This is a genomic window from Lentibacillus halophilus (genome assembly GCF_039522485.1).
Classification (GTDB): domain Bacteria; phylum Bacillota; class Bacilli; order Bacillales; family Amphibacillaceae; genus Lentibacillus; species Lentibacillus halophilus.
Map to the genome: position 1 here is coordinate 386,350 of NZ_BAAADM010000054.1, position 24,332 is coordinate 410,681.

A 24,332-nucleotide genomic window follows, 5' to 3' on the forward strand; every position below is an offset into this window, starting at 1 on the left:
TTTCCTCCTGCGTGATAACCCCCTTCCATGATCATATAGGAAGGGTCTTTGAATAGCATCCATTTAACCGGATTGTTCTTCTGATCGGACAATGTCAATCCAAAGATATTGATGGTCTTTATTTTGTGCATCCACTGGATAATCGACAGGGACTCCATCAATGGTTATATTAAGAGTCGGGGCATACCCCACATTGAATTGAACTCGGTCTGTATCTGTGAGATCCACTTCAATAGGTGATTCTTCCACGGAAATCGTACCAGTGTAAAGGGTTTCTCCGCGGTCATTTTCAACCGCTACCCACGTGTCACTGCTTACCTCAATAGAGGCAGATACATCATCACTTGCATGGTTCAGTGTCAGCGTCGATTCCGGTGACGCTCCTGATCCGGTTTCTTCAACTATAAGCTCGGGAGAAGGATTATTCGTCTCATTATTCGTTGTTGAATCATTATTCTCCTCCTGTTCTGAATCCGGTTTTTTTCCGGAATTCTCCCCGGTTTCATCGTTATTATCATTCGTCTCTTGTTCATCGCCCTGATTGCCATCTTCTGAATTGCGGAAGACCGCATTATCCTCGTTCGGCTCTTCCGGATTGGCGCTGCTCCCCGAGGAGGTATCCTGATTAAATATCCATACGACAGCTACGATACCAATAACTAGAAGAACCACAATCAAAGTCGGCAACAGTGAAAAAATAGACTGGCTTTTCTTTGGATTATTATCTTTTCTGGACCGTTGAATATACGTGTACTGGGACGTGTTTTCGTCTTCGAACTGCGGTATTTCTTCTTTATGCTCCTCTAGCAGTTCTTTTCCGTCAAGATCAACAGCCGAAGCATATTCTTTGATGAAAGCCCGGGCATAAAAATTCCCGGGCAAAATGTCAAAATTCCCTTGTTCAATCGCTTCTAAGTATCTTTTTTGTATTTTCGTTGTTTCCTGAAGCTTGTCAAGCGACAGGTTTTTTGCTTCTCTCGCCTCTTTCAGTCTTGCGCCAATTTCCATAGATAACACCATCCATCAATCCATTTTAGAAAACGCCGCTTGTCGATGTTTATGGCGGCAAGCTTGCTATGTGTTTACACAGGAAAAATGTGGTTGTTTCCCTTTAAAAATCAAACATGGAAAAACCATCTTCCTGAGTGAATTGATCACTTTCCATCGAGTCATATGTGATTTGTTCGCTTTCATCATTGCGAAGTTCGATAATATAGTCAAAATCACTCAATTTATATTCCGTCAGCTGCACGAACATATCAGGATGCTCTACAACTTTGACAGACGGCAACTGCATAATTTCCCGAATCAATTCCCAGTGTTGTTCACCGGCCCGTTTAGTTGATAAAATGCCGTCCATAATATACAAATTATTACTGCTGTATTCGTCCTTGATCAATTCTTTTCGAATGGTTTGTTTCAGTAGTGTGCTGGAGACAAACAACCACCGCTTATTAGCAGATACACTAGCCGCCACAATAGACTCGGTCTTCCCCACTCGGGGCATCCCGCGTATACCAATCAATTTATGTCCGTCTTTTTTAAACAGTTCCGACATAAAATCAACTAGGATGCCCAATTCATTCCGGACAAAGCGAAATGTTTTTCGATCATCGCCATCGCTCTGAATATGGCGGCCATGACGGACAGCCAGCTTATCCCGTAATTTAGGATTGCGCATTTTGGTCACGCGTATGGTGTCCATCGTTTCCATAATGGACTGCAAACGAATGATCTGCTCCTTTGTTCTTGATAGAAGCAACATTCCGCGTTTTGAATCTTCCACGCCATTAATGGATATAATGTTAATGGAAAGCATGCCAAGCAATGACGATATATCTCCCAGAAGCCCTGGCCGATTATGTAGGATTTCATATTCAAGATACCATTCCGTTTTTTCCATTATTAGCTCCTATACATACGATTTTTTAATAACGTAATCATAATACTATAATAAAGTATTTTAAGCATGGTGAAAAGGTTATTGACCGAAAAAATAAAGAAGCTGTTCACACAGCTTCTTTATTTTTTGCTTAATTTGTATTTCCTTCGTTTTGCACGAGTTTCACCATTGCGCTGGCAATTGATTGACGCTCATCATCTGATGCAGCGGTCCAAATATCTTGAAGAACACCCTCTTCGTCATTCTTGGCTTCGGTGCTTTTCGCGAGATAGTCACCAACTTCATAAGCCATATTCGATATGGTTTCCTGTCCCATGCCCTGTGATTGTGCTTGTTCAAGTCTGCTGGCCAAAAAGTCTTTCCATGTGTCAAAATTATCAAGAACAGACATGCTTATCTGCCTCCTTTTAAATTGATCATCCTTAGTATTCGACGTATTGGCCGCATTATACATGGCATTCAGGACAGCCAGCCACCGGTCACATGGATAATTTCTCCATTAATATATCCCGATTTCTCATTCATTAAAAAGCTGACCGCATGAGCCACATCCTCAACAGTACCAGCGCGTCCTGCGGGAATGTCCTGTATAATGGCTTCTTTTTCTTCAGGAAGCAGATGCTCATTCATTTTTGTATCTATAAATCCCGGACTGACAGCGTTGACAGAGATTCCAGATGGCGCGGTTTCTTTGGCAAGTGCTTTGATAAAACTATTTTGCGCACCTTTGACAGAGGAATACACGACTTCATGGCTTGCACCCACTTCCCCCCAGATGGACGTGATCATGATGATGTTGCCTTGTTTTCGTGCAATCATGTGAGGAAGAATGTGCCGTGATATTTGCCATGGTGCTTTTACATGTAATGTCAGCATGCTGTCCATTATCGTATCATCGGTATCTTGAAAAAGCCCGGTATGAGCCTTTCCACCTGCAAACACAACAGCATCCACGGGAAGGGTGAGCTGGTTCAACAAATGGTTCACCCCATTGGCGGTGCTGAGGTCAGCCTTTATTTCCATAAGGATGGATTCCTGCTGCATGATGTCAGTGAATTGAAGTCCTTGTTTATTCTGATAATAATGCAAAATAAGGTGGTCACCATCAGCAGCAATCTGTTTATAAACAGCACGCCCAATTTCCCCACTTGCGCCAATAATTAATACGTTTCTTCCCATATCATCCCTACTCATTCACCATTTTACATACCGTCATCCGGTCATCATCAATCCAATCCTGGATAAACGAGTTGAAATCATCTGCCGTCAGCGACTGAATGAAAGGGATTACCCGGAACAAATCAACGCCAACTGTATCATAATGAATATACTTATTAGCCATAAATTCCAATGAATTCATAGCGCGAAGCAATTGACCAATTTGTTTCTTTTTCATTCGTTCGACCTCTTCGTCGGTAAAGGATTTTTTTTGGACGGACCGAAGCAGTTGGATGGTTTTTTCTGCAAATCGATCCGGATCAACAGTATTTCCGCCAATCAGCGAATACCCGAAATTTTTCTCCAGGTCGGTTTCAAAATGAAAACTATCGTCGATCAGCTGTTCCTCATACAACGTTTGATAAAACGACCCACCTTTGGAAAAGAAAAATTCAAGAACCATACTTTGCAGCAAATCTTTCTTTAGAAAAGCATCGCCATAAAGTTCATCTGATAACTCTTTAATACCTACGGTACATTTGGGAACTGAGACCGGCATGACCAGTGTACTTTCTTTCTGTGCGACTGAATCAGGTTCTGTCGGATAATTACGTTTGATGTCCGGTATATCGGCAAAATGTTTCGCTGACTGATTGGTACGGATCCAATCCATCATATGATCCACTTCAAAATTCCCAGTCATAAACAATGTCATATTGCTTGGATGATAAAACGTGTCATAACATGTGTACAAATCATCTTTCGTAATGGTACGGATGGAATCAACTGTTCCGGCGATATCAACCTTGACCGGATGATAATGGAACAGATTACGGAGCGACTCCATAAAAACTTGCCATTCAGGCTGGTCGTTATACATTTCGATTTCTTGGGCGATAATGCCTTTTTCTTTTTCCACGGAGTCTTTGGAAAAGTAAGGAGTCTGCACAAAGTCAAGCAATGTCGTTGTATTTTGTTTAATTTGGTCCGTGGCTGCAAACAAGTAGGCTGTTTTAGTAAAGGATGTATAAGCATTGGCTGATGCGCCCTGTTTACCAAAATCCGCAAACACATCCCGATCTTCTTGTTCAAACATTTTATGCTCCAAAAAGTGAGCAACGCCTTCCGGAACCGTAATCGTTTCCGTTTGATCAATGGGGATGAACGTTTGATCGATCGAACCGTAATTGGTTGAAAATATACCGTACGTTTTAGCCATTTCACGTTTCGGAAGCAAATACACTGTCAATCCATTGGCAAGCTTCTCTTTGTAAAGGATTTCTTCAATCTCATTATACGCTATTTTATTCATTTGAACCGCCCCCTTTGCTGCTCAGTAAATATACCGTGTCCAGTTGACATTGGTGTGCGATGCTGATTATTTCTTCCTTCCCGACATTTTTGATCATTTCTATTAATTCATAGGGAGATTTATCGGAGTCGGCAATGACTTGTTGGTACAATAGTTCAATTAATCCTTTGGAATCATCCATTGTCTCCAGCAGTTGATTAATGATCAGCCTCTTGGTATCATCCATGTCGTCGACAGTAAAATCGCCCTGTTTTATCGCGTCCAACTGCTGTTCAATGATATTTTTTGCCTGCTCATAATCATCAGGAGCAATGCCGCTTAAGACAAATAAAAGCCCTTTATGACTTTCAAGCCGTGATGCTGCATAATAGGCCAAACTATGTTTTTCGCGCACATTCCGGAACAGCTTGGAACTTGGGAAGCCGCCGAACAGGCCATTAAAAACATGTAGGGCAGCATACTCATTGTCAGCGTATGTAATATGGGTGCGGAATCCCAAGTGCAGCTTTGCTTGCTGGACATCCTCTGTTTCAATGATTTCATTCGTCTGATGCACCTGTTTTTCCATATCCGGTATTGGCTCAACATCATCAGGCACTTGATCACGAGCGATTTTATGAATCAGCTTTTCTTTCATGTCTGCACTGTCAAAATCACCGGATACATAGATGTCAAGCTGATCGTGTTTCAAGACGGATTGATAATACGCATACAAGCTCTCCGGAGTAAGGGTATTCAAATCATCTTCATAACCATGAATATGTATACGATAAGATTCATTTTGGCACATTTCATCGATGAGGCGCATGTTGGCATAACTCGCTTTATTGTCTTTCATACTCTTCATTTTCTGGCGTAAAGTATCTTTTTCCCGGGTCACAATCGATGGCATAAATGCGTCGTTGTCACTGATTGGATGAAAAATGATCTCTTGAAGTAAATCAATCGATTCATCCATAATGGATGCTTCATCTGAAATAAATTTCTGATTCGCTGTTTCAAGCCGGATGGTCATAATATGGTTGTTCCCTTTTTTGGAACCATCCACTGATAAAACGGCTCCGTATAACCGGTCAAGTGCTGTTTGAATGGCCTTTCGATCCGGATACGTTACTGTTCCCTGTTGCAGCACATAGGGGAGCAATGCACGTTTGGTAATGGTGTCTTTAGACAAGGGAGATTTGAATTTGGCCGTGATGCTGACCGTCTTAAACTTTTTATCCGGGACGAGATGTATGTTGGTTCCGTTTTCCCGAATGACTGTTTCCAAACTATTGGTCATGGCGGTTGCCTCCTTTGCTTTTTATATTATAGCTAAAACTTGCGTTGCTTATGTATACGACAGGCGCAGACCATCCAAAACCTGTTACAACGGATGAATGACTGCCCTGTACGCATATTAGGATGTCTTTTCGTCATCCATTTGTGAGACAAGGACAGATCGCGGTTTACTACCTTCATATGGACCAACAATGCCTCTGTCTTCCATGGCATCAATCAGGCGAGCGGCCCGGGTATAACCAATGCGGAATCTTCGTTGAAGCATGGACACACTGGCACTTTGCATGTCTGTGATCATTTGCACGGCCTCGCCGTAAAGCTCGTCATCAACTTCGGAATCCGGTTCTTCCGTTTCCTCAGGGATCATCTCTTCCTGATAAGATGCTTTCTGTTGGTCAATACAATGATCAACAACCCGCTCCACTTCTTCATCCGATAAAAATGCTCCCTGCACCCGTGTCGGCTTGGATGAACCTACCGGGGTGAATAGCATGTCGCCGCGGCCCAGCAGCTTTTCCGCACCACCGGCATCCAGAATTGTCCGTGAATCGGTTGCTGATGACACGCTGAAGGCTATTCTAGATGGAATATTCGCTTTAATGACCCCTGTAATGACATCCACAGAAGGCCGCTGTGTTGCAAGTATCAAATGAATTCCGGCGGCTCTAGCCATTTGTGCTAGCCTCGTTATGGCGTCTTCCACCTCATTGGAAGCTACCATCATCAAATCGGCAAGCTCATCCACTAATACGACGATATATGGCAGGTTTGGTTGTTGCTCCTCTTCCGGAACTGTTTGGTTATACTTACGAATATAGTCATTATAGCCTTCAATATTGCGTGTGCTTGTCTCTGAGAACAGTTCATAACGCCGGTCCATCTCATCAACGATTTTTTTCAATGCTTTCGATGCTTTTTTTGGGTCCGTAACAACCGGTGTCATCAAATGCGGGATTCCATTGTAAACGTTCAGTTCCACCTTTTTGGGATCAATCATCATCATTTTCACTTCATGAGGTTTGGCACGCATTAAGATGGTTGTAATAATACCATTCACACAAACACTTTTTCCGCTTCCGGTTGCGCCGGCAACCAACATGTGCGGCATTTTGCTCAATTCGGATACCACCGCCTCACCGGAAATATCCCGGCCAAGGGCGAATAAGAGTTTGGATGATTGTTTGGTAATCACACTGTCCAACACTTCCCGTAGCGACACCATCGCTATTTCATTATTTGGAACCTCTATTCCCACAGCTGATCGGCCTGGTATCGGTGCTTCAATCCGAATATCTTTGGCGGCCAGAGCAAGAGCCAGGTCATCATGTAAATTGACGATTTTACTCACCTTGACACCGGCTTCCGGAGAAACTTCGTACTTCGTTACGGACGGGCCGACGTGGACTTTGGTCACTCGTGCCTTCACACTAAAACTTTGAAATGTCTGTTCCAATTTACGAACCGTAGCCTGAATTTGTGATTTTTCCTGCTGCTGTGAATTTTGCAATGGCTCGGCAAGCAAATGCGAAGGTGGAAGTTCGTATTCATAGTTTTCCGTTTCCGTCATGGCCAACGGATTTTCATCATCTTTTGCATCTTCCGCCACATCTTCTTCAGCTGCTGTGGAAGGTGTTTCAACGTTTTCAGCAGTCGCATTTGAGCTGTCTTCCAGTTCCTGCGTATCATACGTGTAAGCATCTGTAAAATCCTGAATAACCGGCTCTTCCGGCTTTTCTGTTTCAATAGGCGTATTCGGTTCTATATCGGCTGGAGCATCGTCATGATGCTTCGCTTGTTTAATGGTCGTTCGGTGCGACTGTATCCGTTCCTTCATTGATTGAATCATGCCACCGATTTTTTTCATCCATCCGGCAACAAAATCACCAAGTGAAAACTCGGTCATAAAAATGATGCCTATTAAAATAGAAAAAACGGAAACTATTTTTGCGCCTGCCGCTGAAAACAAATAGTAATTAAACACTAGCAACAAGGCGCCAAGCATACCGCCTCCGGTTTGTGCAGCAGTCCCTTCTCCATTAACAAATGCAAGCACATTTTCCCATGTAGCTTTCAAAACAGATGGATCTTCTGGCAAAGCAAGAATACTTTCATATGTTTCAATATGGGTGAATAGCAACAAACCACCAAAAATAATATAAAATCCTGCCATTTTTCGGTGGGAAAAGTCCGGAAAGCGTCGTTTGATCATTAACACGAGTCCCGTGATCAATAGAAAAACAGAGGCAACAAAATACCAGATTCCAAGAAAAAACCGAAAAATATACTCTAGTCCACCGGGGATGGCACCATCACTAATGGCACTGGCACCGCTTCCGAAAATGGCTATGAACAAAAACAGTAGTCCAAGCAGCTCAAATTTAACTTGTTGGTTTAATTGATTGCTTTTCTTTTTTCGCTTCTTTTTCGCCAAGATGATCACCTCTCCGGCCGTCGTTCATTCATTGGTCAACAAATTTCTTATAGAAGAATAGTAACCCCCTGCCATCTGTTTAGGCAAGGGGATGCTGACAATTAGTTCCATTATAGCACAGTTTTCCGCATTTGACGTACCTTTATCGCAAAATAGTGCCGGGAGTGTAGTTTTCATCCATAAAGTCATTCGGATCAGAAGAGAGTACTTGCAATAATTGATAGCTTCCGTCGTTCAATTCTTCGACGTACAATTGTTTCCCGTTGTGCGAGACGCAATGCCGCTTGCTCATTTCCGCTTCCGACTCCGGAAAAATATCCATTTCAGACATTGGTGTATATAAAATCATTGTATCACCTGATCTTCCGGCCCTTTATTATCGGTAATCATTTCATTCAGTTTATGCATAGCTTGTGTTACACCACCAATTCCATCAATCAAACCATTTTGAACGGCATCGTCCCCAATAATATTTGTTCCGATATCCCTGGCCAGATTGCCTTTTGCAAACATAAGCTCGTTAAACGTTTCTTCATCAATATTGGATTGCCTGACTACAAAATCAACGACACGATCCTGCATTTTATCAATGTATTCAAATGTTTGCGGTACACCGATTACTAGCCCATTTAAACGAATCGGGTGAATTGTCATGGTTGCGGTTGGTGCAATATACGAATAATCAGCCGCTACGGCGATAGGAACACCAATCGAGTGACCCCCGCCCAAAACAATCGAAACGGTTGGTTTTGATATGGATGAAATCATTTCGGACAGAGCCAGCCCAGCTTCCACATCACCGCCCACTGTATTCAGCAATACAATCAAGCCTTCGATTTGAGGATTTTGTTCAATCGCAATCAGTTGCGGCAGCATATGCTCATATTTCGTAGTTTTATTTTGTGATGGCAGCTGTACATGTCCCTCAATTTGTCCAATAATCGACAGCACATGAATATTGGAATCAGGTGCTTGTGCAACATTGGATTGACCGAGCTGCTGAATTTTCTGCACTAAAGACGAATTATTGGTCTGTTCTTCCTGATTCTGACCATCTTTTTTTCCTGGATCTTTTTCCATATATGGTCCTCCTTTACCTGTACGTTCCATCCATAGTATGAACCAAATAAAGAAAGACCATACAAACGAATAAAAATATCGGCTGATATGCCGATATTTTTATTCAATCATCACATTCTTCAGTGCTTCTTTTTCCGATTCAGTCAATTCAACCAGAGGGAGTCGAACACTACCGACGTCGATTCCATTCATGCGCAATGCAGCTTTAACGGGGGCAGGTGATGGCTGGTTAAATAATCCATTCATAAGTGGCAGCAGATGTCGATGAATGGAAGCCGATTTATTCACATCGCCCGATTGATAAGCATGGACCATGGTCTGCAGGTTTGTTCCCACAATATGTGCAGCGACTGATACGACACCATCCGCACCAACGGAAAGCATAGGCAATGTTATATTGTCCTCCCCTGAGTATATACGAAAATCTCGGGATGTCTGTTGTATGATGTCGACAACTTGATTCAGGTCACCGCTGGCTTCTTTCACTGCAACGATATTGTTAATGTGGCTTAACTGTATAATGGTATCTGCATCCATTTTAACCGCCGTACGTCCAGGGACATTATACAACATGACTGGCAATGCGGTTGCATTGGCAATTGTTTCAAAGTGGCTGTACAACCCTTTTGGATTTGGTTTATTGTAATAAGGTGTTACGAGCATAATGCCATCCACACCCGAAAATTCAGCTTCTTTAGTCAATGACATGGACGCTGCTGTATCATTGCTTCCTGTTCCGGCAATGACTGGCACACGGCCATTAACCGTTTTAACAATATGCCGGAAAAGGGACTGCTTTTCCTCGTTTGTCAATGTGGGTGATTCACCGGTTGTACCGGCAACCACCAGTCCATCACTTCCATTCTTTAGCAAATGTTCAATCAATTCATCCGTTTTTTCAAAATCGATTTCACCATGCACGTCAAACGGCGTCACCATTGCAGTCAGAACATTACCAAAGTCCATTGCATGACACCTTTCTGTTTATAATAATCCTTCAAGAGACAGGGTTCCCGTGAACATGATTCAATTCAAACACATCATGAAGTGCGTTTACAGCTGTTTTTAAATGTTGTTCATGAATCAGCACCCAAATCGTCGTATGACTGTCTGCCGACTGCAATATTTGCACGCCGGCATCAGTCAGAGACTGAACAATTTTGGAGGCAACCCCTGGTACGCCGGTCATCCCGGCACCCACAGCCGAAACTTTGGCACAGTTTTTAGTAATCTCCGGATAGAAGCCCATGGTTTCAAGGATGTGTACCGCTTTTTCTGTTTGAGCATCAGGAACGGTGTAAAGAACCCCCGTTGGCGAAATATTGATAAAGTCAACGGAAATCCCAGCTTCAGCCATTGCTTTAAAAACATCTGACTGAAGTATGGACGTTTGCTCCTCTGTTTCCACTTTTATCTGTGTAATGGATGACATATGGGCGATACCGGTGACCAAACGATCGGAAATATCAGTACCTGCTTCCTGGATGCGTGATGATGTGATCAACGTTCCTTCATCCTTGACATAAGTTGATCGGACACGCATAGGAATTTTTGCCTGCATAGCAATCTCCACAGCCCGGGGATGAATCACTTTAGCACCTTGGTAAGCCAAATTACATATTTCGGTATACGTCACCACGTCCATTGGTCTGGCGGATGAAACGATGGTCGGATCAGCTGTCATCACCCCGTTCACATCCGTAAATACTTCTACGCGATCTGCATCTACAGCGGCACCGAGAGCAGCTGCGGTTGTATCACTTCCACCACGTCCTATGGTTGTTATTTCTCCGTTTTCTGTTTGTCCTTGAAATCCGGCCACAACAACAACATCATGCTGTTTCAAGGCTTCGAGCATTTGATCGGCTTTCACATCTTTAATTTTCGCTTGTGTGAAGTCATCGTTTGTCGTAAATCCGGCCTGTGCGCCGGTAAGGGCTGTTGCGTTAATATGATGTTTCTGCAGCTCATTGGATAGTACGACTGACGCAATGGTTTCCCCGCATGACATGAGTAAGTCCAATTCACGTTTTGATGTGAAATTTTTTGGGAAATCAACCAATCCCAACAATGTGTCTGTTGCGTAGGGAGCCGGGTCTCGCCCCAATGCGGATACAACGACTGCAAGTTTATAATTATTCATTAAAGCATTTTTAATATGTTGAATGACGTGATGTCGATTGTCTTCGGTTTGTACAGACGTACCTCCGAATTTTTGAACCACTATTTGCATGATTCCACCTCAATTTTTAAAGCCATTTATTATGAATTAATCGTTCGGCGATTTGAATGGTATTCAATGCAGCCCCTTTGATCAAGTTATCAGACACAATCCAGAAGTGGAAGCCATAATCATTGTCCAGATCTTTACGGATACGTCCGGCAAAGACATCTTCTTTGCCTTCAGCACTGAGCGGTGTTGGATAGGTCTGTGTCGTCGGGTCATCTTCAACGACAACACCATTCGCGCGTTCCAGCTCATCTTGTATATCGTTAACGGTAAGGTCATTGTTTTCCACTTCGGCATATACGCTTTCAGCATGTGATGTAAAAATAGGAAGTCTGACACACGTTGCAGCGATCGCCAGTTTTTGATCATGCAGAATTTTTTTGGATTCATGGATCATTTTCATTTCCTCAAACGTGTAGCCATTTTCTTGAAACGAATCAATTTGAGGAAGCGCATTAAAGGCAATCGGGAAGTGTTTTTCATCCCCTTTGACAGGTAATTGGTCCGCAGTCATTTCGTCACCATTCATATATTGTCTGGTTTGCTCCTCCAGTTCATCGCATGCTTCATTGCCTGATCCTGAAACAGCTTGATACGTCGATACGATAACACGGTTCAGACCAAATGCTTCCTGGATCGGCTTCAATATCGCAACCATTTGGATCGTGGAACAATTTGGATTGGCAATGATTCCGTTGTGTGACTGCAAATCGTCTTCATTCACTTCCGGGACAACCAAAGGAACCTGGTCATCGAGACGATAAGCACTTGTGTTATCAACAACAACCGCACCGCGTTCCACAGCTTCCGGCGCCAATTTTTTGGAAATGGATCCACCTGCAGAGAACAGTGCTATATCAACATTCTCAAAACTTTCTGGTGCTGCCTCCTCAACGGTTAATTCTTCGTTTTTAAAACGAACTTTTTTTCCTGCTGATCGTTTTGATGATAAAAGTTTCAGTTCACCAATAGGCATATCTCTTTCCTCTAATAGTTGAACAATTTTTTGGCCGACTGCACCAGTCGCTCCTACAACTGCTATTGTAAATGTTGTTTGTTCCGCCATGTATTCTGACACCTCACTGAAATGATAGATTCATTTTATTGTACCATATGTTAACCGGAATAAGGAATAATGACTGGCTGAATTTGCTCATAATTCAGTGCCGACTCAATGGTGGCGGAAACTTGACTCATGTCCGAAACAAGGGAATTTGGCTTTTTGCGTGGATTATCCTGACCATAGGGGATGAAATAATAATATTTGCTTGCCATCAACCGCATCAGATTGACACCATTCATCCCAAGTGCATCATTGGTGGCTATCCCTAGGACAACCGGTTGTTGATTTCTAATTGTTGCTTTGGCAGCCATTAGCACCGGTGTATCAGTCAAAGCGTTCGCAAGTTTGCTCATGGAGTTTCCGGTCAGTGGAGCTATCAGCATGCAATCAAGCGGAAAATCAGGTCCAAGCGGTTCAGCTTCGGGCATCGTTCTGATCGCGCGTTTGCCTGTAATCGACTCTATTTTGCTGACGTGATCGGCTGCATAACCAAATTTACTGTCCGTATTCTGAACTGTGTAAGAAATAATCGGTACCACATCAGCTCCGGTTTCCATCAAATTTTCAAGCTGTGGAAATACTTGATCATAGGTGCAATGTGACCCAGTAATACCAAATCCGATCCGTTTTCCTTCTAAACTCATAATTGATTCTCCTTCCGATTAATCAGAAATTGTTTGATGACATCGGCCAATATTTTTCCAGCTGTTTTTGGTGCAACTATCCCCGGTAAACTTTTAGCCAAGATCGCTTTGATGCCACGCTGTTCAGCATAGTCAAAATCGGTTCCACCTGGTTTGGATGCAAGATCAAAAATAATGGCATGTGGAGGAAGTTGCTGCACCTCTTTTCTAGTGACCACCTGCGCCGGAACAGTATTAATGAGCAAGTCGCATTCTGAAGTATGTTTATGCAGTTGTTCGAATGGGATAGCTGTATGTCCCAATTCCGTTATCCGAGCCAAATCCATAATGCTTTTTGCACAAACCGATACGTTTGCGCCGAGCGCTGCGAATTTATTGGCAACAGTATTACCTACTCTTCCAAAGCCAACCACGAAGACACGTGAAGAATGAATCGTGAAATCCGTATGTTCCATGGCCTTCATAATGGTGCCTTCCGCTGTGGGGATCGAGTTATAAATAGCAACATCATCTCTATTAAGCAATGGAATCAATGTTACATTGGCTTGTTCTGTCGCTTGATTCAGATAATCATTCGAAATGCCTGTAAACAAAACAGCCGTATCTTTCATTTTCTTAAACCAATCAGTCGTTAATTGAATTTTCTGATCGGAAAAAACGGTTTCCACATACCCTGAGCGATCCGTCCCGGTGATCGGCAAAACAATGGCATCCATTTTTTCTGGATCCAAATCAGAAAAAGCAATTTGGTGTGACCCGGTAAAGCCTTCCTCCAAATTGTCAAATCCAATTAAATAAATCGTTAACTCCGGCCATGCCTGCATCTGGCGTATTAATTCCAGATACCGTGCATCTCCGCCAATAACAGCCATTTGTTGAATCATTCGTATAACTACCCTCCACTGTTCTGCTGTTTTCATTTCAATATAGCCTATGCTTTAATGGGAAGTTAGTGATGGAGAGACCATTAAAAAACCAGCATCAATTAAGATGCTGGTTTCACTGTTGCTCAAGAGCCATCAGTGGGGGATCAAAGACCCATTGATTGACGTTTCACTTTATTATACGGTCATGATTCAATCATAATCATGTCTTCACCGATTTTTTTTACAGAGCTCCATCGTATTTTCGTCTCGGCTCCTTCTTTTTTCAAACCGAACCATTTGTAGCCTGGAATGATAAACGACTCAATCTGCCCTGTTTTTTCGTCAATTTCAAGGTCAGTCTGACCAAGAATACCAAGCCGGGATCCTTCATTAACATCAATGATTTCTTTGCCGCTGATATCTTTATAACGCATGGAAACGCCCCCAAAAATATTTTCTTAATAAATCATATGATAGCGACAAGAATCTATGACTGAGCCCATTAAGAGGATGGAGCAATCAATGCTGTTGCTGGGGATTCCTGAAAAACCGATTCAATAACATGACGAATTTTATCATGATCAACGGCATCAATCTCTCCGATTATTTCATCCATAGACCGATGCCGCCCCAGCAGAAGTTCGTTTCGTCCATTTCGGCTCATCCGGCTGCTAGTGCTTTCCAGACTGAGCATCAAATTTCCCTTCAATTGCTCCTTGCTGTTTTTTAATTCTTTGTCCGTTAGCCCATTTTTAATTAAATCATCCACTGTTTTATAAAGGATATCCTGCAATTGTGGCAGCTGATCTTTTCCAGTTCCGGCATAGATAGTCAGAAGCCCACTATCCAGAAATGACTCATGATAGGAAAACACGGCATAGGCGAGGCCCTGTTTCTCACGAATGTCCTGAAATAGCCTTGAGCTCATACTACCACCCAAAACATTATTCATAACGATCAGACTGTATATATCATTGTCATCGACGGGAAGACCGTTATAACCGATGCATATATGTGCCTGCTCGGTATCTTTGGATTTTTCAATGCGATTACCCAAGAAGCTCGGATGCATCACTTCTTTTTCATGATTGGATTTTTCCGGGAACCCGCTGAAATAGGATTCGGTCGTACGAACAAACGCCTCGTCCACATTGCCAGCAATCGATACGACTACATTATCAGGGGTATAACGCTCCTGAATATATTGTTTCAGGCCGTCCGAAGTAAATGACTGCAATTGTTTTTCCGTCCCGAGGATCGGATAGCCCAATGGATGTTGTCCGAATGCAGCACGTGCCAAAACATCATGAACGATATCGTCCGGTGTATCTTCATACATATTAATTTCTTCCATAACAACTTTCTTTTCCCGTTCCAATTCTTCTTCATCAAAAGATGAATGGAAAAACATGTCTGCTAAAATAGCCAGAGCATATTCTTTGTGCGTGTCAATGACTTTCGCATAAAAACATGTATACTCTTTTGACGTGAACGCATTCACCTGTCCGCCGATAGCATCAAAAGCTTCAGCAATATCTTGTGGCGATCTTGTTTCCGTTCCCTTAAAAAACATATGTTCTAAAAAATGGGAGATACCGTTGTTGTCTTCTGTTTCATTTCTGGAACCGGTTCGTATCCATATACCAATGGTTACCGAACGAACATCAGGTATCTTTTCCGTAACAATTCGAAGACCATTCGTACTTGTATGCTTTTCCACCAACATTTCTTCCTCCTAAATCATTGGAGCGTATGCGGACGCTCTTCATTTAACAATTCATCAATGGTGCCAAGTTTATACCCTTTGTCCTTGATACGAGCAATTAATGGGTCAAGATTTTTGGCAACTGATGGAGTGGGGTGCATTAAAACAGTAGCTCCAGGATGAATATTGTTCATTACGCGATTCATCATAACAGATAACGACGGATTCTTCCAATCAATGGTATCGACTGTCCACAAAATGGTATTTAACCCTTTTTTGGAAGCTGCGGTTACAGTCTGCTCGGAATAACTGCCGCTGGGCGGGGCAAACCATTTCGGCATATCTCCGGTAATAGCTTTCAAGATCTCGTTTGTGCGTGTCAACTGTGTACCAGTTTCTTCGTTCGACAATCGGGCCATATCTGGATGATTATACGCATGATTGCCGATGCTATGACCCTGTTCTTTGATCATTTTAACATAATCTGAATGAGTTTTAGCCCACTTTCCTTCGATAAAAAAGGTCGCCTTAACCCCAGTTTCCTTCAGGGTTGTTAAAATGGATGGTATGTATTTTCCCCCCCACGACACATTAAATAACAGTGCAACCATATTTTTTTCCGGATGACCGCGGTAAATGGGGGCAGACGGAAGATCATCCATGCTTATTTCCGGAGGGATTTGTTCATAGGTCAGAAGCGTCTCATCAAAACCACCTTCTTCTTTCATTTGTTCATACGATTGGCTCACGTTTACTTTCAGCCCATTAATGCCAGGCATTTTTTTCCATACTTTATGAATAACGGCATTTTCCGGTTCTGCTTCATAGCTTGAACGTTTCCGTTTTATTTTTTGATACAGCGCATCTTCCTGCTTGGCTACCTTACTGACAGTCTGGGAAAATGTTTTGGCTTCATTTGTCTGGAATGGATTATAGCTGTTTCCAAATGAAGCGAATACAATCAATACAAATACACAGACATGTACCAATCCCCGGTAATGGTGCATCCATATCCCTCCTCACTCCACTTTATGAATAAGAAGGACAAGATATGATCGCTGATAAACCGCCACTGTACTTGCATAATGTCAGGCATAAAAAAAGAAACTGGTGCTCCAGCTTCTTGTTTTACCTTATGAACTTGATTCTGTACTTTTTTCCCGTTCTTCTTTTAGCAGTGCTTTGCGGGACAAGTTAACCCGACCCTGGTTGTCAATTTCCTTCACTTTCACCGTTATTTCATCCCCAACGGAAACGACATCCTCAACTTTATTTGTACGTTCTTCAGCCAGTTCGGAAATATGAACGAGTCCGTCCTTTCCTTTAAAGAGTTCTACAAAAGCACCGAACTTCTCAATGCGTTTTACAGTGCCCCGGTATATTTGTCCAACTTCCACTTCACGGACTAAATCTTCAATAATCTGTTTCGCTTGTTGGTTCATATCAGCGTCAGTGGATGAAATGAATACACTGCCATCCTGCTCAATGTCAATTTTTACACCGGTATCTTCTATAATTTGATTAATCTGTTTACCACTAGGTCCGATAACGTCCCGAATCTTATCCGGATCAATGGACATGGTCAATATTTTGGGCGCATGTTGTGACAGGCGTTCTCTTGGTTCATTCAGTGTTGACAGCATAGAATCAAGAATTTGCATACGTCCTTTTTTAGCCTGTTCCAATGCTTCCTTTAAAATGTCTTTGGATAATCCTTCAATTTTAATATCCATTTGCAGTGCGGTCACACCCTGTTCAGTTCCAGCCACTTTAAAGTCCATGTCTCCTAGGGCATCTTCCATGCCTTGTATATCCGAAAGAATGGTGTAATCATCGCCTGATTTCACAAGTCCCATTGCAATACCAGCAACTGGTGCTTTAATGGGTATCCCTGCATCCATCATAGCTAGCGTACTGGCACAAATACTGGCCTGTGATGTGGAACCGTTGGACTCCAACACCTCTGAAACGAGACGGATCGTATATGGAAATTCTTTTTCAGACGGAACGACTTTCTCGAGTGCCCGTTCGCCCAGTGCTCCATGACCAATTTCACGTCGACCGGGGCCTTTGATTGGTCCAGTCTCACCGACGCTGTATTGTGGAAAGTTATAATGGTGCATGAACCGTTTCGACTCTTCCAGATCCAGGCCATCGAGGACTTGGACATCCCCCAATGCTCCCAATGTGCATACACTTAATGCCTGGGTTTGTCCGCGTGTGAAGAGTCCTGAACCATGCGTCCGGGGCAATATATCGACTCGTGATGACAAGTGACGGATCTGATCAATATGACGCCCATCCGGACGGATATTTTCCTTCGTTATCAGGCGGCGGACTTCTGACTTAACCATGTCATCGAGAATGGAATCGATTTGTTTCAGGACGTCCTCGTTTTCACCTTCTTCTTCAAATGACGCCAGAATCTCATTTTTCACATGACTGATAGCTTCATCACGGGCAAGCTTTTCTTCTGTTCGGATAGCTTCAAGAAGCTTGTCTTCTGATTGTGCTTCCACTCTGGAGATTAAGTCGTTATCCTCATCAGGAGCTTGAAAATCCTGTTTCGTTATGCCGACTTCTTCCACAATGGCTTCCTGGAATTCGATCAAACGAACAATTTCTTGATGACCGAACATAATAGCCTCAAGCATAATGTCTTCCGGAATTTCGTCCGCGCCAGCTTCCACCATATTCACAGCGTTTTTTGTTCCAGCAACTGTCAAGTCAATGTCGCTTTTTTCTTCCTGTTCCACTGTCGGATTAATAATAAATTCACCGTCAATCCGTCCGACATGAACACCGGCAATCGGTTCAGAAAACGGTAAATCAGAAATGGACAGTGCAATTGATGACCCAATCATCGCAGCCATTTCGGACGAACAATCCTGATCAACACTCATAACGGTACTGATGACCTGTACTTCATTTCTGTATCCATCCGGAAACAGTGGTCGAATCGGACGATCAATCAGACGGGACGTTAATGTTGCTTTCTCGCTCGGACGCCCTTCCCGTTTAATAAAGCCTCCAGGGATTTTTCCTACGGCATATAAACGTTCTTCATAATTGATGGTCAATGGGAAAAATGGTAAATCTTTTGGTTCGTTGGATCCGGTTGCCACTGATAATACAGATGTTTCACCGTAACGAATCATCGCGGCACCATTTGCTTGTTTAGCCAGTTCTCCAGTTTCAACAGTAAACGTTCTGCCGCCGATTTCAGTGGAGAATGTTTTCTTTGCTTCTTCCATTAGTCATATAACTCCCTTCAAAAACTTTCTGCTTTCATTTTATAGTTAATAAGCATAAAAGTAAATTTTATGTATCGTTTTGTGATATTAAAATGGATCAAAGCGGAATAAAGTGAAAAAAGCAGGATTTCTCCTGCTTTTCACTTCTACTTCTTATCGGCGAAGGCCGAGTTTTTTAATTACGTCACGATAGCGTATAACGTCTTTGTTACGCAAATAATTGAGTAAATTCCGGCGCTTACCCACCATCTTCAAAAGACCACGACGTGAATGGTGATCTTTCTTGTGAAAGCGCAAATGTCCGTTAAGGGTTGTGATTTCTTCCGTCATAATAGCAATCTGTACTTCCGGAGAACCGGTATCACTTTCATGGACTTTGAACTCATTTATGATTTCATTCTTGCGTTCTTTTGTGACAGCCATCAGGCTCACCTCCAAATATGTTTATATCCCCATTCTCCCAGCAATCGCCGGAGTTACGAATTGCCATGAGATGGTTCACGATATTAAGAATACACCTTTTTGTTAAAAAATGCAAGAGTTGTCATGAATAACGGAAAAAATCACGTATTTGCCGTTCATCATCTTCAATTTGCTTGACCAATTCGGCAACATTGTCGAATTTTTCTTCATCCCGTATGAAGCGGTGCCATTCAAGGACCAATTCCTCACCATAAAGGTTATTGCTGTAATCTAGAATATTAACTTCAACGCTTGGTTTTTCCTTATTTTCCGTGAATGTTGGATTATAGCCCAAGCTTCCCATTCCTAAATAAATGTCATGCCCGTAACGGACTTTCACCGCATACACACCCACCTTAGGCAACAATGCATCGGCAGGAACATTTAAATTGGCGGTAGGATATCCAATTTCCCGTCCGCGCATATCTCCCTTTTTTACTATGCCTCGAACAGACAAGGGCCTGCCCAACTGTGAATTAGCCCTGGTGATTTGACCATTCCGAAGCCACTCCCTAATTTTTGTGGAACTTATTTTTTCATGACTCATCTTCACTTCGTCAACAGTTGTAAAGGTAAATGATCCCTGTGCATGGTCCTGAAGTGTATGTACATTTCCTCGTCCTTTATGTCCATAGGAAAAATCAAATCCTGTAACAAGATGCTTAATATGCAACTGTATAATGAAATGATTGATAAATGTTTGCGGTGTCAGTTTGGATAGTTCGTTATTAAATGTTATAACATATAGGTGGTCAATGCCAAGCTGCTCTACCAACTTTTCTTTTTCCTTCAGCGGAGTGATGTAGTTGACATGATGGACATCTTCCCGCAGCACAACGGAAGGATGAGGATGAAACGTAATGACAGCGCTTTGTATTTGTCTCGTTTCCGCTTCAGATATGGCAGTCCGGATCACGCGTTGATGACCTTTATGGACGCCATCAAAAAAGCCAATGGCAGCAACCGTTTCCGGCAGTTCGTTTCTTAATAAGGTATGTGGATAAGTCAGCATTGTCGTCTGCAATTGGATTCACCTACTTTTCAATCATTAAAAACTCGCACCGGTTTTATAAGATGTTTATCTTCAGGATGGGACTGATAAATGGCCAGAACCTGTCCATCCGCCATCATTAAAAAGGGCTCCGTCTTTGGTGGGGAGTCAGGTTTTGGCAGCTTTTGTCCACTATATATCCGTTTTTTAAGAGATACGTCCACATGCAATTGTTCCATGTGTGTCAGGCCACGCGCAATTGGAAAAAGAAGTTTATCCAATTCATTATTCGTCACGGCGTTTTCTATATCATCAAATGAGACCGTTTCTTTTGTTTCAATACCACCTGATTTTGTACGACACAGCGTTCCCATATGCGCAGGATAGTCTAATTGAGCGCCTATATCTCCACATAATGTACGGATATAGGTTCCTTTTGAACATACAACTTGCACCTGAAACGAATGGGTATCAATACTTTCGTCTATTAAATCCAAACTGTAAATAAACACGTGTCGTTCCGGCCGTTCAACCGATTCATTGTCCCGAGCATATTCGTACAATTTTTTGCCATTCACCTTCACAGCTGAATACATGGGAGGAACTTGTGTTATACCTCCTTGAAACAATCGTAACACGTTTTCAATAGCTTGTTGAGATGGAGGGGACATGACGGTTCTCGATTCGATAACATGCCCATGGCTATCCTCGGTTTCTGTGGTTGTACCAAGGATAATTTCAGCCGTGTACATTTTTTTCGTATCAGTCAGAAAAGGAACAATCTTAGTCGCCTTCCCTATGCAGACAGGCAGTACACCTTCTACTTCCGGGTCAAGTGTTCCGGTATGGCCTGCTTTGTGGATGCCTGTTAATTCTCGAATTTTCATGATGCAATCGTGCGATGTTATGCCTTTTGGTTTCCATAAAGGTAAGATGCCTTTCATACAGCCACCCCCAGTCGCTCGGTAGACAGATAGAGCACGGAAAAAATGGACCCGTCAGCCTGGTTGCCAACGAGTCAGATTGCCCATGCGCGCTGTTTAACTATTTAAATCACGTAATATCCTTTCGATTCGATTGCCGTGTTCAAGGGCTTCATCAAACTCAAATGTGATTTCCGGTGTTTTTCTCAGTCGTATACGCTGTCCGATTTCAGAGCGGATAAATCCCTTTGCTTTTGCCAAACCAGTCAGTGTGTCGTGTTTCTCTTCTTCATCGCCGAGAACGGATATGAAGATCTTGGCTTGCTGCAGATCCCCGGTGACTTCCACATCAGTAACGGTCACAAATCCAACACGCGGATCTTTTATTTTCCGGCTCAAAATCTCACCCAGTTCTTTTTTCATCTGCTCCGCCACACGATTCGAACGAATATCACCCATTTTGATCACCTCAGTTTATATGACGATCTGCCGGAGTCGTACGATTACAAATGTTCAACATCTGTAATCGTTCGTTCCAGATCAGGAAACGTATCCATCATCTTTAGTATTTCCTGTATTACTTGCTCAGCATGCACTTTATTATTGGAAATAGTGACAATGCCAAATTTAGCCCGCTGCCACAGATCGTGATAATTCAGTTCAGTAACAGCAACATTAAATTCATTTCGTAACTTGGAGCTTACACGTTTAATGATGGATCGTTTCGCCTTTAAAGACTGGACTTCATACAGCATGCATTCGACTTCGGCATAAATAATCATGTGCGCTCAATTTCTTCCATAACGAATGCTTCCAGTATATCGCCTTCTTTTATATCATTAAAGTTTTTAATGGTTATGCCGCATTCGTAGTTTTGAGCAACTTCTTTGGCGTCATCCTTGTACCGTTTCAATGTGTCAATTTCTCCCTCAAACTGCACGACGCCGTCACGAATAAGACGTACACCCGAATCTCTTGTAATTTTTCCATCTGTAACATAACTACCTGCAATGGTACCGATCCGTGACACTTTAAATATTTCCCTAACTTCCGCTTGTCCGATCACTTTTTCTTCGTATTCCGGATCGAGCATCCCTTTCATGGCTGCTTCTATTTCTTCAATGGCTTTGTAAATAACACGATGCTGACGAACATCCACTTTTTCTGATTCAGCCGCTTTTTTGGCGTTGGCATCCGGACGTACATTAAAACCAATAACAATGGCATTGGATGCAGAAGCAAGGATGATATCCGATTCTTTTATAGCTCCGACACCAGTGTGAATGATTTTGATTTTAACGCCTTCCACATCAATTTTTTCCAGTGACGATGCAAGTGCTTCGGCGGAACCCTGAACATCAGCTTTAATAACAATATTTATTTCTTTCATTTCGCCTTGTTTAATTTGTTCAAACAAGTCGTCAACACTGACTTTTGCTGTTTCTGAACGTGATTCCTGAATGTGTTTTTGCTGCCGTGCCTGACCAACTTGACGCGCTTTTTTCTCATCTGAGAATACGAGAAATTGATCACCGGCTTGCGGAACATCATTTAACCCCGTCACTTCCACAGGGGTTGACGGATCAGCGGAATTGACACGTCGTCCTTGATCATTGACCATTGCTCTCACCCGGCCGAATGTGCTTCCGACAACAATGGAATCACTCTTATGAAGTGTGCCGTTCTGTATGAGCAGTGTAGCAACTGGGCCCCGGCCTTTATCCAACTCCCCTTCAATGACCGTTCCAAATGCATTTGCCTGTGGGTTAGCTTTCAGTTCTTCCATTTCAGAAACAAGAAGCAGCATTTCCAAAAGGTTGTCGATCCCGTCATGTTTAACAGCTGACATGTTTACAAAAATCGTATTACCGCCCCACTCTTCAGAAACCAGCTCGTATTCCGTCAGTTCCTGCATAACACGATCGGGATTAGCCCCTTCCTTATCCATCTTATTGACAGCAACGATAATAGGAACGTCGGCGGCCTTCGCATGATTAATAGCTTCTACGGTCTGTGGCATAATGCCATCGTCTGCCGCGACAACCAGAACGGCAATATCTGTCACCTGTGCGCCACGGGAGCGCATGCTTGTAAAGGCAGCATGACCGGGTGTATCCAAAAAGGTTAATTTCTTTCCGTTGTTTTCCACTTGGTAGGCACCAATATGCTGGGTGATTCCGCCTGCTTCATCTTCTTGCACTTTTGCCTGGCGAATCGCATCCAGGAGTGTTGTTTTTCCATGGTCAACATGTCCCATAATGGTAACGACAGCCGGCCGTTCAACTAATTGGTCCTCATCATCTTCCTGGAGGTATTTGTTGAAATCAGTGTCATCCAGGATAATTTCTTTTTCCACTTCGACGCTGAATTCATTACAAATCAATTCGACAGCGTCATCATCAAGATCCTGATTTTTGGTTGCCATAACACCAAGAAACATAAGTTTTTTAATGATTTCTGATGTTTCTTTATTTAATTTGGTTGCCAATTCATCAACAGTAAGCGTTTCACTGTATGTGATTTTCTCAGGTACTTTTTTAGCAGGTTTTTGCTTATGTTTAGCTGATTGGTTCGTTTTATCGCCTTTTTTGTGCTGTTGATTCTTGTGTTGTCGACCCTTTTTCTGTTGCTGCCCTTGACGTTTTTGATGACCGCTTTGTTTCTGCTGTTCCTGTGATGATTGCTTTTTATTTTGGTTTTGCTGCCCTTGGGATGCCTGTTTTTTATTCTGGTTTTGTTGGTTTTGGCTGTTTGCCTTGTTATTTGATTGTTGTTGTTTATTCATACGCTGACCGCTTTCATTTTTAGTATTGTTGGTTGGATTTACGTGTTGTTTGCTGCCTCCAGGCGCCTTTTCCGTTTCATTGTTCTTTGACGCAAACGTTTTATCCAGTTCCGCGATCGTGTCGGTGGAAATGGTTGACATATGGTTTTTTACATCGATGCTTAAGTTTTTTAGTTGTTGAATGACGTCTTTACTGGTTGCGTTATTCTGCCGTGCATATTCGTATATGCGCATTTTGCTCATA

At 42.7% G+C, this 24,332-nt stretch carries 24 protein-coding genes; all 24 read right to left on the reverse strand.

Annotation, left to right across the window (positions count from 1 at the left end; all coding sequences use genetic code 11):
* Positions 1 to 63: 63 nt before the first annotated feature.
* A complete protein-coding gene (locus ABDZ72_RS11740) occupies positions 64 to 1,008 on the reverse strand; it encodes a helix-turn-helix domain-containing protein (RefSeq protein ID WP_343753293.1) in 945 nt (314 codons plus the stop codon).
* A 103-nt stretch (positions 1,009 to 1,111) separates the two neighbouring features.
* On the reverse strand, positions 1,112 to 1,903 hold the full coding sequence (locus ABDZ72_RS11745; protein WP_343753295.1) for a YmfK family protein: 792 nt from the start codon (positions 1,901 to 1,903) through the stop codon (positions 1,112 to 1,114).
* Between the two features lie 130 nt (positions 1,904 to 2,033).
* On the reverse strand, positions 2,034 to 2,294 hold the full coding sequence (locus tag ABDZ72_RS11750) for a DUF3243 domain-containing protein (RefSeq protein ID WP_343753297.1): 261 nt from the start codon (positions 2,292 to 2,294) through the stop codon (positions 2,034 to 2,036).
* A 68-nt stretch (positions 2,295 to 2,362) separates the two neighbouring features.
* Positions 2,363 to 3,082, reverse strand: a complete 720-nt coding sequence (ymfI, locus tag ABDZ72_RS11755) for an elongation factor P 5-aminopentanone reductase (RefSeq protein WP_343753299.1) — start codon at positions 3,080 to 3,082, stop codon at positions 2,363 to 2,365.
* Between the two features lie 7 nt (positions 3,083 to 3,089).
* Positions 3,090 to 4,373, reverse strand: a complete 1,284-nt coding sequence (gene yfmH / locus ABDZ72_RS11760; RefSeq protein WP_343753301.1) for an EF-P 5-aminopentanol modification-associated protein YfmH — start codon at positions 4,371 to 4,373, stop codon at positions 3,090 to 3,092.
* On the reverse strand, positions 4,366 to 5,655 hold the full coding sequence (gene yfmF, locus ABDZ72_RS11765; protein WP_343753303.1) for an EF-P 5-aminopentanol modification-associated protein YfmF: 1,290 nt from the start codon (positions 5,653 to 5,655) through the stop codon (positions 4,366 to 4,368). Before yfmF ends, yfmH begins: the two co-directional genes overlap by 8 nt.
* A gap of 117 nt (positions 5,656 to 5,772) precedes the next feature.
* The gene (locus ABDZ72_RS11770; RefSeq protein WP_343753304.1) at positions 5,773 to 8,085 is read right to left on the reverse strand and encodes a DNA translocase FtsK; all 2,313 of its coding nucleotides are present in this window, start codon (positions 8,083 to 8,085) and stop codon (positions 5,773 to 5,775) included.
* Between the two features lie 142 nt (positions 8,086 to 8,227).
* Complete coding sequence (locus ABDZ72_RS11775) at positions 8,228 to 8,434, reverse strand: YlzJ-like family protein (protein ID WP_343753306.1); 207 nt, start codon at positions 8,432 to 8,434, stop codon at positions 8,228 to 8,230.
* Positions 8,431 to 9,165 carry a ClpP family protease gene (locus ABDZ72_RS11780; protein WP_343753308.1) on the reverse strand — a complete coding sequence of 245 codons (735 nt, stop codon included), beginning with the start codon at positions 9,163 to 9,165 and terminating at the stop codon, positions 8,431 to 8,433. The genes ABDZ72_RS11775 and ABDZ72_RS11780 overlap by 4 nt, the downstream gene beginning before the upstream one ends.
* 99 nt (positions 9,166 to 9,264) lie before the next feature.
* Positions 9,265 to 10,131, reverse strand: a complete 867-nt coding sequence (gene dapA / locus ABDZ72_RS11785) for a 4-hydroxy-tetrahydrodipicolinate synthase (protein WP_343753310.1) — start codon at positions 10,129 to 10,131, stop codon at positions 9,265 to 9,267.
* A 31-nt stretch (positions 10,132 to 10,162) separates the two neighbouring features.
* The gene (gene dapG / locus ABDZ72_RS11790) at positions 10,163 to 11,398 is read right to left on the reverse strand and encodes an aspartate kinase (RefSeq protein ID WP_343753312.1); all 1,236 of its coding nucleotides are present in this window, start codon (positions 11,396 to 11,398) and stop codon (positions 10,163 to 10,165) included.
* 16 nt (positions 11,399 to 11,414) lie between these two features.
* Positions 11,415 to 12,461 (reverse strand): aspartate-semialdehyde dehydrogenase, encoded by a 1,047-nt coding sequence (gene asd / locus ABDZ72_RS11795; RefSeq protein WP_343753314.1) that lies wholly within the window; start codon positions 12,459 to 12,461, stop codon positions 11,415 to 11,417.
* A 50-nt stretch (positions 12,462 to 12,511) separates the two neighbouring features.
* Positions 12,512 to 13,102, reverse strand: coding sequence for a dipicolinate synthase subunit B (gene dpaB / locus ABDZ72_RS11800; RefSeq protein ID WP_343753316.1), 591 nt, complete (start codon positions 13,100 to 13,102; stop codon positions 12,512 to 12,514).
* Positions 13,099 to 13,986, reverse strand: coding sequence for a dipicolinic acid synthetase subunit A (dpaA, locus tag ABDZ72_RS11805; RefSeq protein WP_343753318.1), 888 nt, complete (start codon positions 13,984 to 13,986; stop codon positions 13,099 to 13,101). The genes dpaB and dpaA overlap by 4 nt, the downstream gene beginning before the upstream one ends.
* Before the next feature lie 185 nt (positions 13,987 to 14,171).
* Entirely contained in the window at positions 14,172 to 14,402 is a 231-nt protein-coding gene (locus tag ABDZ72_RS11810) for a YlmC/YmxH family sporulation protein (protein WP_343753320.1), read from the reverse strand.
* 68 nt (positions 14,403 to 14,470) lie between these two features.
* On the reverse strand, positions 14,471 to 15,691 hold the full coding sequence (locus ABDZ72_RS11815; protein ID WP_343753753.1) for a M16 family metallopeptidase: 1,221 nt from the start codon (positions 15,689 to 15,691) through the stop codon (positions 14,471 to 14,473).
* A 17-nt stretch (positions 15,692 to 15,708) separates the two neighbouring features.
* Entirely contained in the window at positions 15,709 to 16,680 is a 972-nt protein-coding gene (locus ABDZ72_RS11820) for a polysaccharide deacetylase family protein (RefSeq protein ID WP_343753322.1), read from the reverse strand.
* A 126-nt stretch (positions 16,681 to 16,806) separates the two neighbouring features.
* Positions 16,807 to 18,927 carry a polyribonucleotide nucleotidyltransferase gene (pnp, locus tag ABDZ72_RS11825; RefSeq protein ID WP_343753324.1) on the reverse strand — a complete coding sequence of 707 codons (2,121 nt, stop codon included), beginning with the start codon at positions 18,925 to 18,927 and terminating at the stop codon, positions 16,807 to 16,809.
* 153 nt (positions 18,928 to 19,080) lie between these two features.
* A complete protein-coding gene (gene rpsO, locus ABDZ72_RS11830) occupies positions 19,081 to 19,350 on the reverse strand; it encodes a 30S ribosomal protein S15 (RefSeq protein WP_343753326.1) in 270 nt (89 codons plus the stop codon).
* 121 nt (positions 19,351 to 19,471) lie between these two features.
* Positions 19,472 to 20,413, reverse strand: a complete 942-nt coding sequence (locus ABDZ72_RS11835) for a bifunctional riboflavin kinase/FAD synthetase (RefSeq protein WP_343753328.1) — start codon at positions 20,411 to 20,413, stop codon at positions 19,472 to 19,474.
* A gap of 17 nt (positions 20,414 to 20,430) precedes the next feature.
* Complete coding sequence (gene truB, locus ABDZ72_RS11840; RefSeq protein WP_343753330.1) at positions 20,431 to 21,324, reverse strand: tRNA pseudouridine(55) synthase TruB; 894 nt, start codon at positions 21,322 to 21,324, stop codon at positions 20,431 to 20,433.
* A 96-nt stretch (positions 21,325 to 21,420) separates the two neighbouring features.
* Positions 21,421 to 21,762, reverse strand: a complete 342-nt coding sequence (gene rbfA / locus ABDZ72_RS11845) for a 30S ribosome-binding factor RbfA (protein ID WP_343753333.1) — start codon at positions 21,760 to 21,762, stop codon at positions 21,421 to 21,423.
* A gap of 44 nt (positions 21,763 to 21,806) precedes the next feature.
* Positions 21,807 to 22,085 carry a DUF503 domain-containing protein gene (locus tag ABDZ72_RS11850; protein ID WP_343753335.1) on the reverse strand — a complete coding sequence of 93 codons (279 nt, stop codon included), beginning with the start codon at positions 22,083 to 22,085 and terminating at the stop codon, positions 21,807 to 21,809.
* Positions 22,082 to 24,331 (reverse strand): translation initiation factor IF-2, encoded by a 2,250-nt coding sequence (infB, locus tag ABDZ72_RS11855; protein ID WP_343753337.1) that lies wholly within the window; start codon positions 24,329 to 24,331, stop codon positions 22,082 to 22,084. Before infB ends, ABDZ72_RS11850 begins: the two co-directional genes overlap by 4 nt.
* Position 24,332 lies beyond the last annotated feature (1 nt).

Excerpts from the sequence above, each read along its gene's own strand:
- ABDZ72_RS11740 (WP_343753293.1), bottom strand. The coding sequence starts at position 1,008 with ATGGAAATTGGCGCAAGACTGAAAGAGGCGAGAGAAGCAAAAAACCTG.
- ABDZ72_RS11745 (WP_343753295.1), bottom strand. The coding sequence starts at position 1,903 with ATGGAAAAAACGGAATGGTATCTTGAATATGAAATCCTACATAATCGG.
- ABDZ72_RS11750 (WP_343753297.1), bottom strand. The coding sequence starts at position 2,294 with ATGTCTGTTCTTGATAATTTTGACACATGGAAAGACTTTTTGGCCAGC.
- ymfI (WP_343753299.1), bottom strand. The coding sequence starts at position 3,082 with ATGGGAAGAAACGTATTAATTATTGGCGCAAGTGGGGAAATTGGGCGT.
- yfmH (WP_343753301.1), bottom strand. The coding sequence starts at position 4,373 with ATGAATAAAATAGCGTATAATGAGATTGAAGAAATCCTTTACAAAGAG.
- yfmF (WP_343753303.1), bottom strand. The coding sequence starts at position 5,655 with ATGACCAATAGTTTGGAAACAGTCATTCGGGAAAACGGAACCAACATA.
- ABDZ72_RS11775 (WP_343753306.1), bottom strand. The coding sequence starts at position 8,434 with ATGATTTTATATACACCAATGTCTGAAATGGATATTTTTCCGGAGTCG.
- ABDZ72_RS11780 (WP_343753308.1), bottom strand. The coding sequence starts at position 9,165 with ATGGAAAAAGATCCAGGAAAAAAAGATGGTCAGAATCAGGAAGAACAG.
- dapA (WP_343753310.1), bottom strand. The coding sequence starts at position 10,131 with ATGGACTTTGGTAATGTTCTGACTGCAATGGTGACGCCGTTTGACGTG.
- dapG (WP_343753312.1), bottom strand. The coding sequence starts at position 11,398 with ATGCAAATAGTGGTTCAAAAATTCGGAGGTACGTCTGTACAAACCGAA.
- asd (WP_343753314.1), bottom strand. The coding sequence starts at position 12,461 with ATGGCGGAACAAACAACATTTACAATAGCAGTTGTAGGAGCGACTGGT.
- dpaB (WP_343753316.1), bottom strand. The coding sequence starts at position 13,102 with ATGAGTTTAGAAGGAAAACGGATCGGATTTGGTATTACTGGGTCACAT.
- dpaA (WP_343753318.1), bottom strand. The coding sequence starts at position 13,986 with ATGATTCAACAAATGGCTGTTATTGGCGGAGATGCACGGTATCTGGAA.
- ABDZ72_RS11810 (WP_343753320.1), bottom strand. The coding sequence starts at position 14,402 with ATGCGTTATAAAGATATCAGCGGCAAAGAAATCATTGATGTTAATGAA.
- ABDZ72_RS11820 (WP_343753322.1), bottom strand. The coding sequence starts at position 16,680 with ATGCACCATTACCGGGGATTGGTACATGTCTGTGTATTTGTATTGATT.
- pnp (WP_343753324.1), bottom strand. The coding sequence starts at position 18,927 with ATGGAAGAAGCAAAGAAAACATTCTCCACTGAAATCGGCGGCAGAACG.
- rpsO (WP_343753326.1), bottom strand. The coding sequence starts at position 19,350 with ATGGCTGTCACAAAAGAACGCAAGAATGAAATCATAAATGAGTTCAAA.
- truB (WP_343753330.1), bottom strand. The coding sequence starts at position 21,324 with ATGAAAGGCATCTTACCTTTATGGAAACCAAAAGGCATAACATCGCAC.
- rbfA (WP_343753333.1), bottom strand. The coding sequence starts at position 21,762 with ATGGGTGATATTCGTTCGAATCGTGTGGCGGAGCAGATGAAAAAAGAA.
- ABDZ72_RS11850 (WP_343753335.1), bottom strand. The coding sequence starts at position 22,085 with ATGATTATTTATGCCGAAGTCGAATGCATGCTGTATGAAGTCCAGTCT.
- infB (WP_343753337.1), bottom strand. The coding sequence starts at position 24,331 with ATGAGCAAAATGCGCATATACGAATATGCACGGCAGAATAACGCAACC.